Here is a 12,580-nt window from a genome sequence, read left to right on the forward strand (position 1 = left end):
CCTCGCCAGCGTCCTCCGCGTCCGCGTCGGGGCTGTCGGAGGGTCCGTCGATCCTGGACGGTCTGTCCGAGCCAGCGGCCCTGCGGCTTTTGCCGGAGAGCGAGCTGCAGGCGGTGGCCGATGCGGTCCGCACCGAGATGATCGACGCGGTCTCGGTGACGGGCGGGCATCTCGGCTCCGGGCTCGGCGTGGTCGAGCTGACGGTGGCCCTGCATCACGTGTTCGACACGCCCGACGACCGCATCGTCTGGGATGTCGGCCACCAGGCCTATCCGCACAAGATCCTCACCGGCCGGCGCGACCGCATCCGGACCCTGCGCCAGCCCGGCGGCCTGTCGGGCTTCACCAAGCGCTCGGAGAGCGTCTACGATCCGTTCGGCGCGGCCCACTCGTCCACCTCGATCTCGGCGGCCCTCGGCATGGCCGTGGCGCGCGACCTCGACGACGCGGCCGCCCAGGCCAAGGGCGCCCCCGCCCCCAAGCGCCGCAACATGGTGGCGGTGATCGGCGACGGCTCGATGTCGGCCGGCATGGCCTACGAGGCCATGAACAATGCCGGCGCGCTCAAATCCCGCCTGATCGTCATCCTCAACGACAACGACATGTCGATCGCCCCGCCCGTGGGCGCCATGTCGGCCTATTTCGCGCGGCTGGCCTCGGGCGACACCTACCAGTCCCTGCGCGAGACCGCCAAGCAGCTCGGCAAGCTCCTGCCCAAGGCACTCTACCAGCGCGCGGCCGCGGCCGAGGAATATGCCCGCTCCCTGGTGGTGGGCTCGGGCACGATGTTCGAGGAGATGGGCTTCCACTATGTCGGGCCCATCGACGGTCACAACCTCGACCACCTGCTGCCGGTGCTCAAGAACGTGCGCGACTCGGAGCAGGGCCCGATCCTGCTCCACGTCGTCACCCAGAAGGGCAAGGGCTACGCGCCGGCCGAGGCCTCGGCCGACCGCTACCACGGCGTGGTCAAGTTCGACGTGCTGTCCGGCGTGCAGGCCAAGGCCAAGCCCAACGCCCCGGCCTACACCCGGGTGTTCGGCGAGAGCCTGATCAAGGCGGCGGATGCCGACGACCGGGTGGTGGCGATCACCGCCGCGATGCCGGGCGGCACCGGCATCGACCTGTTCGGCAAGGCGCATCCGGACCGGACCTTCGACGTCGGCATCGCCGAGCAGCACGCGGTGACCTTCGCGGGCGGGCTGGCGACGGAGGGCTACAAGCCGTTCGTGGCGATCTACTCGACCTTCCTGCAGCGGGCCTACGACCAGGTCGTGCACGACGTGGCGCTGCAGAACCTGCCCGTGCGCTTCTGCCTGGACCGGGCCGGCCTGGTGGGGGCGGACGGGGCGACGCATGCGGGGGCCTTCGATCTGGCCTATCTGTGCTGCCTGCCGAACATGACGGTGATGGCGGCCTCGGACGAGGCCGAACTGGTGCACATGGTGGCGACGTGCCACGCGCACGACACCGGCCCGATCGCGCTGCGCTACCCGCGCGGCGAGGGCGTGGGCGTCGACCTGCCCGAGCGCGGCTCGGTGCTGGAGATCGGCAAGGGGCGGATCGTGCGTGCGCCGGAGGGGGCGCGGGTGGCGCTGCTGGCGCTGGGCACGCGCCTGTCCGAGGCGCTGAAGGCGGCCGATCTGCTGGAGGCCGAGGGCATCGCCGTGACGGTGGCGGATGCGCGCTTTGCCAAGCCGCTGGACGCGGCGATGATCCTGGACCTGGCGGCGAACCACGAGGTTCTGGTCACGCTGGAGGAGGGCTCGGTGGGCGGCTTCGGCGCCATGGTGCTGCATCTGCTGGCCGAGCGCGGTGCGCTCGATGCCGGCCGGGTGCGGGTCCGCACGCTCACTCTGCCGGACAGCTACCAGGACCACAATGCGCCAGACGCGATGTACGCCGAGGCCGGCCTCGACGCCGCCGGCATCCTCAACACCGTCAAGGCCGCCTTGCCCGAACGGAAGATGCGCAGCGCCAAGCTCGTCAGCGTCGCCCAGAACTAAGGACGACCCTTGCCCCGCGGAGCGGTTGCGCTCCGCGGGGCCGGTCCGAATCGGGCGGCTACTTGATCACCGCACAGGCGATGCGGGCCCCGGCGCCGCCGATGGGCTGGGTGGCGTGATCGTCCTCGTTGGCGTGGATGATCAGGGCCGAACCATCGCCATCCTTCAGGGCGCCCTCGCCGGTCAGCGGCGTCTCGCTCGACACCTCGGCGTTCACCGAACCGTCCGCGTTAGCGAAGACGTTGGGGAGGTCGCCCTCGTCCGGGCCTTCGGGATTGAGCAGGCCGTGCTTGCTCTGGTCGTGATTCACATGCGCCTTCGAATTCTCGAACTTGGCGGTGTCCGAGCAGTCGCCGACGGCATGGAAATGGATGCCGTGCCAGCCGGGCGGGAGTCCGCCGGACTGGATCGTCACCCGCATGACGAGCGCGCTCGCACCGTCGCGAATCATAATCTTTCCAATGGGTTCGCCCTTGCCGTTCTGGATCGGGCTCTCGAAGGTCTGCGGGGCCGCGGGGGGCGCTGCCTCAGCGGGCGCGGCCGGAGCGGGCTGCGCGAGGGCGGTGTGGGCAGCGATGGCCGAGCTCGCCGCGAGGGCGAGGACCGACGGAAGTCGTCTCATGAGTTGGCTCTCCTCTCCACGCCGGGTACGCCTGTGGAGCGTCAACGAAGATGGTCCCGGGGCGATCCACGACAATGCCGGACGGGCGCCAGGTTTCCCGAGCGGGGTGACGCGCGGTCGATCGGCCGGCCGAGGAAAACGGCTGGACCGGCAGCACGTGGACGAACTCTCAAGGTTTCGCTAGGTTTCCACAGTGAGAGCCCGGGTCGTGATCCCGATCCGGCAAGTCTTTTGCTGAGTTGAGGTTCTTTCGCGGTGATCCGAGGCCGGCGTCGCAGACCGATGAGGGACCCGTCCCACCCCGGTACTTCGCCCAAAGCGTGTTGGGAGGTCGTCATGACGGTCTTGATGTCTCGCCGCATCCGGGGCGTTGCTTTCGCGCTCGGTCTGTTCCCGGGCCTGGCCCTGGCGGAGTCGGCTCCCCAATCCGGGCGGACCTGGACCGATCCACCCGCCCGCGGCACCGCCGAGGCCCGGTCCGACCCCGTTGCCGTGGCACCCGAGACCGGACGGCGCGCCGAGGCTGCCCCGGCGCCGGCCCGGGCGGCCCGCCCGGTTCGCAGCGCCGCCCGGACCCCCAAACGCCCCCGCGTATACGCCGAGGGTCGTGTCGAGGTCGCGCGTCGAAGCACTGTCGTCTCGCGTCGACGGGCCGCGCGTGTCGCAACGCCGGTCGCGCCGCGCAAATTCGCGGCCCGACCGGTCGTCCGGCCTCTGCCGCCGGGCTTCGTCCGGAACGGCGACATCTCTGGATACGGCTATGGCGACGGATCGCGCGCGGAGGCGACCGGCGCCTTCGTGGACGGAGACGATCGCGCCCGCCGCATCCGGCAGGCCCAGGAAGCCGGCTACCTCGTGGTGCGCTCCCGCAGCGTCGAGTTCCCCGACGGACGGCGCCTGCGCACCTACCGCCCGATCGAGGACGACAGCGACGACTAGACCGAGCCGGCGCACCGCAACGAAAAACCCCGCCGGCAGCACCGGCGGGGTTCGGGAAATCGGGGTGGAGAGCGGGTTGGACGGGCGCGCGCGTCAGCGCAGGCGGCCGGGCCGGGCCGGCTCGAACACGATGCGGCGGTGGAAGGCGCACCAGCTCTTGCCGTCCGGCGCGGGGGCGCCGCAGCAGACGGCGCGGTCATTGGGCTCGCCGATGATGAACTTGCACACGAAGGCGCCGGACTGCGCGAACGGCACCCGCAGCTCGGCGGAGGGCTCGGCGATGGCATCGGCCTCGCCGACCTGTGACATGCGGACAAGCTGGTTCATGGATCGAATGACTCGCGGACTGGCTTTCGCGGGCTGAGCCCTGCGGAATGTGGCAGATGAGAAGCGCGTCGCGTCCGAAAGGCCCCCCGATCCGCACGGGTACGAAGGATGCACCGCCGCACGTCTCGGGAGATTCGCCGACCCGGATCGGGTCGGACACGCGACCGAACCGGGCGCGACAGCGTCATGATGCTGTTATATCTGGGGTTTGGGCTCCGGCAAACAAGTGCCGACGCATGGATGCGTTGCAGCGCACAGGTTTCCCGGCTTCCGGGACAGGGGCCGGCACCGCATCGCCCAGTTCGCACGGCTGGGACGGCGGGTCTCATCCCTGTTGCGGAAGACGAATCCCGGCCTGTCATCGAACTGTGACACGCGACTCCTAGAGGCGGACCATGCGAGGGGCGTCGGTGGATCATCCCGCTGGCGTGAATGACTCGCGAGGGCCCGAATCATGTCCGACGCGCGCCTATCCCCCGTGATCGCCGCCGGGCGACCGATCGGCTTGGATGGCGGGCCGCAGCTCGACGGGCGCCTCCACGTCTCGGGCCTGATCGGGTTCGCGCTCGTCCTCCTCGGCGGCCTCGCCTATGCGGGATACAGCCTCGTTCACGACATGAACGCGGTCGGTGAGACACCGCTGGCGATCGGAGCCTTTGCGCTGCTGGCGCTGGCTCTCCTGATCGCCCTGGCCTTCGAGTTCGTGAACGGCTTTCACGACACCGCCAACGCGGTGGCGACGGTGATCTACACCCATGCCCTGCCGCCGCTGGTCGCGGTGATCTGGTCCGGCGCCTTCAACTTCCTCGGGGTGATGCTGTCCTCCGGCGCGGTAGCCTACGCCATCGTCACCCTGCTGCCGGTGGAGCTGATCCTGCAGGTCGGGTCGTCGGCCGGCTACGCGATGATCTTCTCCCTGCTGATCGCCGCGATCCTGTGGAATCTCGGCACCTGGGCGCTCGGCCTGCCGAACTCCTCCTCGCACGCCCTGATCGGCTCGGTGATCGGCGTCGGCCTCGCCAACCAGCTGATGGCGCCCGAGGGCCAGGGTACCTCCGGCGTCGAGTGGGGGCAGGCGGTGACGGTGCTGGAGGGGCTGCTGATCTCGCCCGTCCTCGGCTTCGTCCTGGCGGCCCTGCTGCTCGTGGCCATGAAGGCCGTCGTCAAGCGCCGGGACCTGTACGAGGCGCCTGCGGGCGAGGCCCCGCCCCCGCTCTGGATCCGCGGCCTGCTCATTCTCACCTGCACCCTGGTGTCGTTCTTCCACGGCGGCAATGACGGCCAGAAGGGCATGGGCCTGATCATGCTGATCCTGATCGGCGCGGCGCCCACCGCCTATGCCCTCAACCGCACCATGTCGGACGACATGACGCCGGTTTTCGTGAAGCAGTCGCAGGATGCGCGCGCGGTGTTCGCCGCCCGGGCCGGGACCATGGCGCCCCCCGACGCGGCCGCCGCCCGGGTCCAGGTCGCCGAGGCCCTGCGCACGAAGGCGCTGAACACGCCTGCCGTCTACGCGGCGCTCGCCGCCCTCTCGGAGGATATCGCCGCCTCGGTCCAGCGCCACGGCGCGATCCGGCAGGTGCCGGCCGCCGCCACCCCGAATCTGCGCAACGACATGTACCTTGCCGCCGACGCGGTGCGCCTCCTGCCGGGCACCGGGGCGGGCTTCCCGGAGGCCGAGGGCAAGGTGCTCAAGGCCTATGCCGGCCTCCTCAACGACGGTACCCGCTACATCCCGACCTGGGTGAAGGTCTGCGTCGCCCTGGCGCTCGGCCTCGGCACCATGGTGGGCTGGAAGCGCATCGTCGTCACGGTGGGCGCGCGCATCGGCAAGACCCACCTGACCTACGCCCAGGGCGCCTCGGCCGAGATGGTGGCCGCCGGCACGATCGGGCTCGCCGAACTCTACGGCCTGCCGGTCTCCACCACCCACATCCTGTCGAGCGGCGTTGCCGGCACCATGGCGGCCAACGGCTCGGGCCTCCAGGTCGCCACCGTGCGCAACATGGCGCTCGCCTGGGTCCTGACCCTGCCGGCCGCCATCACCCTGGCGGGCGGATTGTTCTTCGTCCTGCGGCAGGTGTTCTGAGGGCTGGGGGATTCGCCGCCAACCGGCTCGCAGGACGTGGATTTCGCGCGCGTCGCCCTATCCCCCGTTGGGCTACGGCCTTCCCACAACGCGCGGGCTGCAGGGGTCCCCTTTCCTTCCAGCAGAGGGAGACCCGGTGCGTCTCACGCCCACCCGCAGATGACCGCCATCACACTGTTCCCGATCGAGGTTTGCCCCGTCAGAGTTGGGTGAATCCAGTCGCCCCTGCGGGAGCGGGTGGCCCGCGTAGCGGATCGGGCCGGCACGCCGTCCCGCAAGAGGGGAACGCGCGGTTCGGAGAAGTCGCCCCCTCTCCCGCCTGCTCCGCAGGCACCCCTCTCTCGCCTGCTCCGCAGAGAGGGAGGGGCGAACCCGCGCCTGGGCGAATCGCGTCAGCGCACCCGAGAGCGCGGGATGAATCCAACAGCCATTCTCGGGCGGAGGGCCGCGTCGCGGCCGCCGGAATCGCCCGCACCCCCCGCTTTCTTGAGGTCGCGCGGCGCTGCGTGTAGGTCGGGGGCAGGCGCGATCCGGTTCGGACGGCCGCAAGGGATTGCATGCGCGTCTTCGTGACCGGCACCGCCGGCTTCATCGGCTACCATCTCGCGCGGCGTCTCCTCGCGGAGGGCCACGCCGTGACCGGGTTCGACGGGTTCAGCGATTATTACGACGTCGCTTTGAAGCGGGCGCGCCATGCCGACCTCGCGCGGAGCCCGGATTTCACCGCCGTCGAGGCCCGGCTGGAGACCCCGGGTGCCCTGCGGGAGGCGGTCGAACGGGCCGCGCCCGACATCGTCGTGCATCTCGCGGCTCAGGCGGGCGTGCGCCACAGCCTGGAGAATCCCGGGGCCTACGTGGAGGCCAACCTCGTCGGCATGGCCAACCTGATCGAGGCGGTGCGGGCGCATCCGGTGCGCCACCTCCTGTTCGCCTCCACCAGCTCGGCCTATGGCGGCAACACGGCGCTGCCGTTCCGCGAGACCGACCCGGCGGTGACACCGCTCACCCTCTACGCCGCCTCCAAGCTGGCCGGCGAGGTGATGGCGCATGCCTATAGCCACCTGTTCGCGATTCCGACCACGGCGTTCCGGTTCTTCACCGTCTACGGCCCCTGGGGTCGGCCGGACATGGCCCTGTTCCTGTTCACCGCCAAGATCCTGGCCGGCGCGCCGATCACGGTCTATGCCGGAGGTGCGGCCGAGCGCGACTTCACCTACGTGGACGACCTCGTGGCGGCGATCCGGGGCCTGATGGACCGGCCGCCGGCGCCCGCCGAGGGGCCGGTCTGTCCCGGCGACACCTTGAGTCCGGTGGCGCCGTTCCGGCTGGTCAATATCGGCGGGGGGCGCCCGGTCCGCATCGACGCGATGATCGACGAACTGGAGCGCGCCCTGGGGCGCCGCGCCGAACGCATCCTCCAGCCCCTGCCCCCCGGCGACGTGCCGCGCACCGAGGCCAGCACCGATCTGCTGCGCGCCCTCGTCGGCGCCGTGCCGGACACCCCGCTGAGCACCGGGATCGCCGCCTTCGTGGCGTGGTATCGGGACTATTACGGGGCCTGATCCGGCCCACCCCAGGGCGGGTGACCTCGTCGAACCCGCCTCTCTCTCAGCTCCCTCTCCCCGGACGCCAACCTCTCCCCGGACGCCAACCTCTTGCCGAGCCCAACTTGCCGAGCTTAAGCCGCCCGATGATCTCCAGACCCTTCTCGCCCGGGCGCGCCGCGCCGGTGGCCCGCCGATGACGGCCCTGCGCTCGACAGCCCTGGCGGCGGCGGGGCTCCTCGCCTTCCTGCTGTTCTGGGAGGCCATGCCGCGCCTCGGCCTGATCAACCCGGCCTTCCTGCCGCCGCCGAGCACCATTCCGGCCGCCTTCCTCAACGAGGTCCGCCTCGGGGTCTGGGGCGAGGCGGTGCTGTCGAGCCTGAGCCACTACGTGGCGGGCCTCGGGGTCGGGGCGGGAGCCGGCATCGGGCTCGGCCTGCTCAGCGGCATGTTCCGGGGCTTCGAGGCCTTCACCGCCTGGATCGTGCGCCTGCTGCGGCCGATTCCGGGCCTGGCCTGGGTGCCGTTCGCCATCATCTGGTTCGGCGTCCAGCCGGAGGCGGCCGTCTTCATCATCGCCATCGGGGTGTTCTGGATCGTGTTCTTCGCCACGCAGGGGGCGGTGCGGGGCGTCGACCGCGACCTCGTCGAGGTGGCCCAGGCCTTCGGCTTCAGCTCGCCCTGGGCGCGGCTCACCAAGATCCTGCTGCCGGCCGCCACCCCCGGCATCCTGGTCGGCCTGCGGACCGCGCTCGGCCAGGCCTGGATGGCGGTGGTGGCCGCCGAGATCTTCGGCGTGCCCGGCGTCGGCGCCCGGATGATGCAGGCCTCCAGCCTGCTCTCAACCGACATCGTCGTGGTCTACATGCTCACCATGGCCGCCCTCTACGGCCTGTTCGATACGGCCTTCGTCGCCCTCCAGGGCTGGCTTCTCCGGTGGCGCGCCTGATGTCCGAGCCGATCATCTCCATCGCGGGGCTGGAACTCGCCTACGCGCGCGACGGCGCCCGGACGGTCATCCTGCGGGACCTCGACCTCGCGGTGGCGCGGGGCGAGTTCCTCGTCATCGTGGGCGAATCCGGCGTCGGCAAGTCGACGGTGCTGCGGGTGCTGATCGGGCTGGCCCAGCCCAGCGCCGGCACCGTGCGGATCGAGGCCCGGCCGGGCTGCCGCACGCCGATGGCCCTGGTGTTCCAGGATGCGCGGCTGCTGCCCTGGCGCCGGGTCATCGCCAACGTGGCCTTCGGGCTCGAGGGCAGCGGCCTGTCGAAGGCCGAGCGCCTGGCCAAGGCGCAGGCGATGCTCGACCTCGTCGGTCTCGGCGATCTGGGGCAGCGCTGGCCGCACCAGCTCTCCGGCGGCCAGCGCCAGCGCGTCGCCATCGCGCGGGCGCTCGCGGTCGACCCCGACGTGCTCCTGATGGACGAGCCGTTCTCGGCGCTCGACAGCTTCACCCGCGAGGGCCTGCAGGACGAGTTGCAGCGCATCCAGGCGGCGACGGGCAAGACCATCCTGTTCGTCACCCACGACATCGACGAGGCGGTCACCCTGGCCGACCGGGTGGTGGTGCTGGCCGGCAGCCCGGGCCACCTCGCCGCCGAGATGCCCATCACCGTGCCCCGGCCCCGGCGCCGGCGCGATGCCGCCCTGCAGGAGGCCGCCCGGCAATTGCGGATGGAGCTGTCGAACCGCTCGTCGGAACTCTGACGGCACGGGATGCCAAAAGGGTCGCGGGCGCGGCCGTTGCCATCGGGGGCCCGGGGCTCTACCCCGGCGGGAGCCCCCGTTCGCTGCAAGGACCTGGCCGATGCGCCGCCGCACCCGCTCGCTGATCGGCACGATCGTGATGCTGGCCTTCATCATCCTCTACGCGCCGCTCGCGATGGCGCTGGCCGACAGCCGCATCTCGCAGACGCCGGCCCCCGTGCAGGCGGTGCTGTACGCCCTCCTCGGCATCGCCTGGATCTTCCCGCTGATGCCGCTGATCAGCTGGATGGGCAAGAACGATGCGACGAACGATGCGACGAACGATGCGGGCGACCGGGGCTGACGCCCCATTCGGCGCCAGAATCGCCGGGTGACGTCGGGTTTTCGCCGCACTCGCGGCCCAGAAGCGCGGCGTGTCATTCGTTAAGAGGCCGTTGTCCCGCTCAATGCCGCGTCTGTGCCCGTCCTCGCTCGCCCTCGGCCTCGCGTTCCTGGTGGCCGTTCCCGTCCTGTCGGCCCGGCCGGCCGGGGCGCAATCGACGCCGCGCTCGGTCTCGGATTGCGAGCGCCTGAAGAACGACCTCGCCTACAACCAGTGCCTCGCGATGTTCGGGCCGGCCGCCAAGAACGTCGCCAGCGGGGCCGCCGCCGGGGCGGCCTCCGCCTCGGCCTCGGTCGCCTCCGCGCTGGCGGCGATCCCCCAGCGCCTGGAGGCGAGCGCGGCCGCCACCGGGGCGGCGATCGCCGCGATCGGGCATCGCGGACGGCGCGGCCGGTACGCGCGCCACGGCCGCCAGAGCGCCAGCTTCGCCGTCGCGGGCGGAGAGAGCCGCTCGTATCGCCGCCACCGCCGCCGGCGCTGAATCCCATCAGTCGACGTTGAGCCGGCGCCCCCGGTTCCAGGCCAGGAACGGCACGCCCGAGAGCAGCGCCGAGAGCGCGGCCTCCGTCTGGTGATGACCGTTGACCGAGACCCGCGGCAGCGCGTGCAGGTGGGCCGCATGGCCCCCGAAGAGGTGGCCCGGCCGGGTCGTCACCGCCGTGGCGAAGCCGAGGTCTCGCGCCAGGGCGAATTCGCGCCGCCCCGCCGAGGTCGGATCGCCCACCGGGTAGGACAGGTGCGTGACCGGGCGCCCGAGTTCGGCCGCGATCCGCGCCCGCCCCGCCTCGATCTCCCGCCGCGCCACCGCCGCATCGTGCTTGGCCAGCATCGGGTGGCTGATCGTGTGCGCCCCGAAGGTGACGCGGGGGTCGCGGCCGAGGTCGCGCAGCTCGGACCAGGACAGGCACAGATCCGCGGCCAGCCTGTCCGGCACCAGCCCGGCCTCGGCGCAGAGGCCGGCGATGACGGCGAGGAGCCGCGCCTCGGGTCCGGCCCGCAGATGGCGGTAGACCGCCGCGAAGGCCGCGGTTTTGTCCAGCGCATCGCGGGCGGGCAGGTCGAGATCGCCGTCCGGCACCCGCACCTGGTCGAGGCGGCCGATCGCCCGTTCCAGTTCGAGCCACCACAGGCGCCCGTGGCCGCTGGCGAAAGCGCTGGTGACGAACAGGGTCCAGGGGGCGTCGTGGCGGCGCAGGACGGGGGCCGCATGCTCGGCATTGTCGCGGTAGCCGTCATCGAAGGTGAGCACCGCGAAGGGCCGTCCCCCGCGAGCGAGGCGTTCGGGCACGGCGTCGAGGGCGATGATCTCGAAGCCGCGCTTCCGCACCAGCGTGACGGTCCGGTCGAGGAAGTCCGGGGTGATCGCCAGGAGGCCGTTCGGCGCATAGGCCGCCGGCGGCTCCGGCCGGACATGGTGGAAGGTGAGGATCAGCCCGCGCCCGCGCGCCACCGGGCCGAGCCACAGGTCGGCCCGGCTCGCCGCGATGGCGCGGAAGCCGGCGGCGAACAGGCGGTGGCGCCGGCTGAGCGCGGGCGTTTCGGTGGCCGACATGGGGAATCCGATCGGGCGGGACGCCAGGGGAGCACGCCAACCGGCAAGGTTTCGTTACCCACGTGGGCAGACAGGCGGTCCTCGTCGGTCCGGCGTCACGGACGGGTTAAGGCTTGGCGGCGCAGGGTCGGTCGATCGATCCGGCGGGTTCCGATCCGCCGGTCAACCGGACCGATGGCCCGCGCGGCGGGCCCAGGATGATCCCATGGCTGTTCTCGCTCATGACCTGACTGGAGCCGGAGCGATGCGGGCGCGGGTGCAGCACGGCCTCAGGGCCGACATCCTCGACGATCTCGGCACCGCCGAGGCCCTGTGGCGCGCGATGGAATCCGATCCGGCCGCGCTGGCGACGCCCTATCAGCGCTTCGACTGGGTCGCGGCCTTCGTCGCCGGAACCGGGGGGGCCGAGGCGGATCTGCGCGTCGTGGTGCTGCGCGATCCCGCCGCCCGCGCGCGCGTGCTGATCCCCCTGGTGGTCGCCCGCGAGGGCGGCGCACGGGTCGCCCGCGTGATCGGCGCCAAGCACGCCAACTACCACATGCCGCTCTTCGCCTCGCGCGAGGCGGCGGCGATGCGTCCGGAGGATCTGTCCGACGCGCTGCGCCTGATCGGACGCAAGGCCGGCATCGACGTCTTCGCCCTGTCGCACCAGCCCCGCTTCTGGGACGGGGCCGCCAATCCCCTGCACCACGAGGCCGAACCGGCCCCGAGCGACGCCTATGGGCTGATGCTCGGACCCGACCCCGACGCCACCCTCAAGCGGGTCTTCAGCAGCGATGCGCGCAAGAAGCTGCGGGCCAAGGAGAAGAAGCTCGTCGAGGCGTTCGGGCCGGTGGCGTGCCAACGGGCCGAGACCCCGGAGGCGGTCGAGCGCTATCTGGCCGCGTTCTACGAACAGAAGGCCGCCCGCTTCGCCGGCATGGGGCTCGCCAACCCCTATGCCGATCCCGCCGTGCGGGCCTTCCTGGCGCGGGCGACGGTTCCCGGGGCCAGCCCCGCCATCGAGGTCACCGCGCTGGTGGCCGCCGGGACCGGCCGCGTCTTCGCGGTTTTCGCGGGCGCCGTCGATGCGCAGCGCTACAGCGGCATGATGACGTCCTTCGACGCCGATCCGGCGGTGAGCCGGTCCAGCCCCGGCGACATCCTCCTGCACCACCTCATCGCCGACCAGACGGCGCGGGGCCGGCGCAGCTTCGACCTCGGCGTCGGCGAGGCCCGCTACAAGAGCAGCATCTGCGACGAGACCATCGAACTCGGCGAGGTGACCCTGCCGGTGACCCTGCGTGGCCATGTCTTCGCCCTGCGGATCATCGCGGCCGCCCGCCTCAAGCGCCGCATCAAGCGCGACCCGCGCCTGATGGCGCTCGTGTCCCGCCTGCGCCGCCACCGGGCCGCGACCGAGTAGGCTG

Annotated in this window: 12 protein-coding genes; 9 read left to right on the forward strand and 3 right to left on the reverse strand. The window is 71.6% G+C overall.

The window, feature by feature from the left end:
* Window positions 1-53: 53 nt before the first annotated feature.
* Complete coding sequence (dxs, locus tag ACV7NL_RS17590; RefSeq protein ID WP_463357157.1) at window positions 54-2,006, forward strand: 1-deoxy-D-xylulose-5-phosphate synthase; 1,953 nt, start codon at window positions 54-56, stop codon at window positions 2,004-2,006.
* Between the two features lie 58 nt (window positions 2,007-2,064).
* Here the strand turns inward: dxs and ACV7NL_RS17595 are convergent, their stop codons facing one another.
* Window positions 2,065-2,628, reverse strand: a complete 564-nt coding sequence (locus ACV7NL_RS17595; RefSeq protein WP_463356359.1) for a superoxide dismutase family protein — start codon at window positions 2,626-2,628, stop codon at window positions 2,065-2,067.
* A gap of 336 nt (window positions 2,629-2,964) precedes the next feature.
* Between ACV7NL_RS17595 and ACV7NL_RS17600 the strand changes: the two genes are divergently transcribed.
* On the forward strand, window positions 2,965-3,567 hold the full coding sequence (locus ACV7NL_RS17600) for a hypothetical protein (protein ID WP_463356360.1): 603 nt from the start codon (window positions 2,965-2,967) through the stop codon (window positions 3,565-3,567).
* A 93-nt stretch (window positions 3,568-3,660) separates the two neighbouring features.
* Here the strand turns inward: ACV7NL_RS17600 and ACV7NL_RS17605 are convergent, their stop codons facing one another.
* Window positions 3,661-4,008, reverse strand: coding sequence for a GcrA family cell cycle regulator (locus tag ACV7NL_RS17605; RefSeq protein ID WP_274533550.1), 348 nt, complete (start codon window positions 4,006-4,008; stop codon window positions 3,661-3,663).
* Between the two features lie 340 nt (window positions 4,009-4,348).
* On the opposite strand from ACV7NL_RS17605, the gene ACV7NL_RS17610 reads away from it, so the two are divergent.
* From ACV7NL_RS17610 to ACV7NL_RS17635, 6 genes are all read left to right on the forward strand, one after another.
* Window positions 4,349-5,986: an inorganic phosphate transporter gene (locus tag ACV7NL_RS17610; RefSeq protein ID WP_463356361.1), complete on the forward strand. Its 1,638-nt coding sequence runs from the start codon at window positions 4,349-4,351 to the stop codon at window positions 5,984-5,986.
* A gap of 557 nt (window positions 5,987-6,543) precedes the next feature.
* On the forward strand, window positions 6,544-7,548 hold the full coding sequence (locus ACV7NL_RS17615; RefSeq protein WP_463356362.1) for an NAD-dependent epimerase/dehydratase family protein: 1,005 nt from the start codon (window positions 6,544-6,546) through the stop codon (window positions 7,546-7,548).
* 178 nt (window positions 7,549-7,726) lie between these two features.
* Window positions 7,727-8,479 (forward strand): ABC transporter permease, encoded by a 753-nt coding sequence (locus tag ACV7NL_RS17620; protein WP_463356363.1) that lies wholly within the window; start codon window positions 7,727-7,729, stop codon window positions 8,477-8,479.
* Window positions 8,479-9,237, forward strand: a complete 759-nt coding sequence (locus tag ACV7NL_RS17625) for an ABC transporter ATP-binding protein (RefSeq protein WP_056184296.1) — start codon at window positions 8,479-8,481, stop codon at window positions 9,235-9,237. The genes ACV7NL_RS17620 and ACV7NL_RS17625 overlap by 1 nt, the downstream gene beginning before the upstream one ends.
* 100 nt (window positions 9,238-9,337) lie before the next feature.
* Window positions 9,338-9,580: a DUF2842 domain-containing protein gene (locus ACV7NL_RS17630; RefSeq protein ID WP_056183688.1), complete on the forward strand. Its 243-nt coding sequence runs from the start codon at window positions 9,338-9,340 to the stop codon at window positions 9,578-9,580.
* A 103-nt stretch (window positions 9,581-9,683) separates the two neighbouring features.
* Window positions 9,684-10,100 (forward strand): hypothetical protein, encoded by a 417-nt coding sequence (locus ACV7NL_RS17635; protein ID WP_056183690.1) that lies wholly within the window; start codon window positions 9,684-9,686, stop codon window positions 10,098-10,100.
* 6 nt (window positions 10,101-10,106) lie between these two features.
* Here the strand turns inward: ACV7NL_RS17635 and ACV7NL_RS17640 are convergent, their stop codons facing one another.
* The gene (locus tag ACV7NL_RS17640; protein WP_463356364.1) at window positions 10,107-11,171 is read right to left on the reverse strand and encodes a polysaccharide deacetylase family protein; all 1,065 of its coding nucleotides are present in this window, start codon (window positions 11,169-11,171) and stop codon (window positions 10,107-10,109) included.
* A 205-nt stretch (window positions 11,172-11,376) separates the two neighbouring features.
* Here ACV7NL_RS17640 and ACV7NL_RS17645 point away from each other — a divergent pair, with 205 nt between their 5' ends.
* On the forward strand, window positions 11,377-12,576 hold the full coding sequence (locus tag ACV7NL_RS17645) for a GNAT family N-acetyltransferase (protein WP_463356365.1): 1,200 nt from the start codon (window positions 11,377-11,379) through the stop codon (window positions 12,574-12,576).
* The last annotated feature ends 4 nt before the right edge of the window (window positions 12,577-12,580 follow it).

The sequence above is a fragment of the Methylobacterium sp. Ger2507 genome (genome assembly GCF_055231875.1).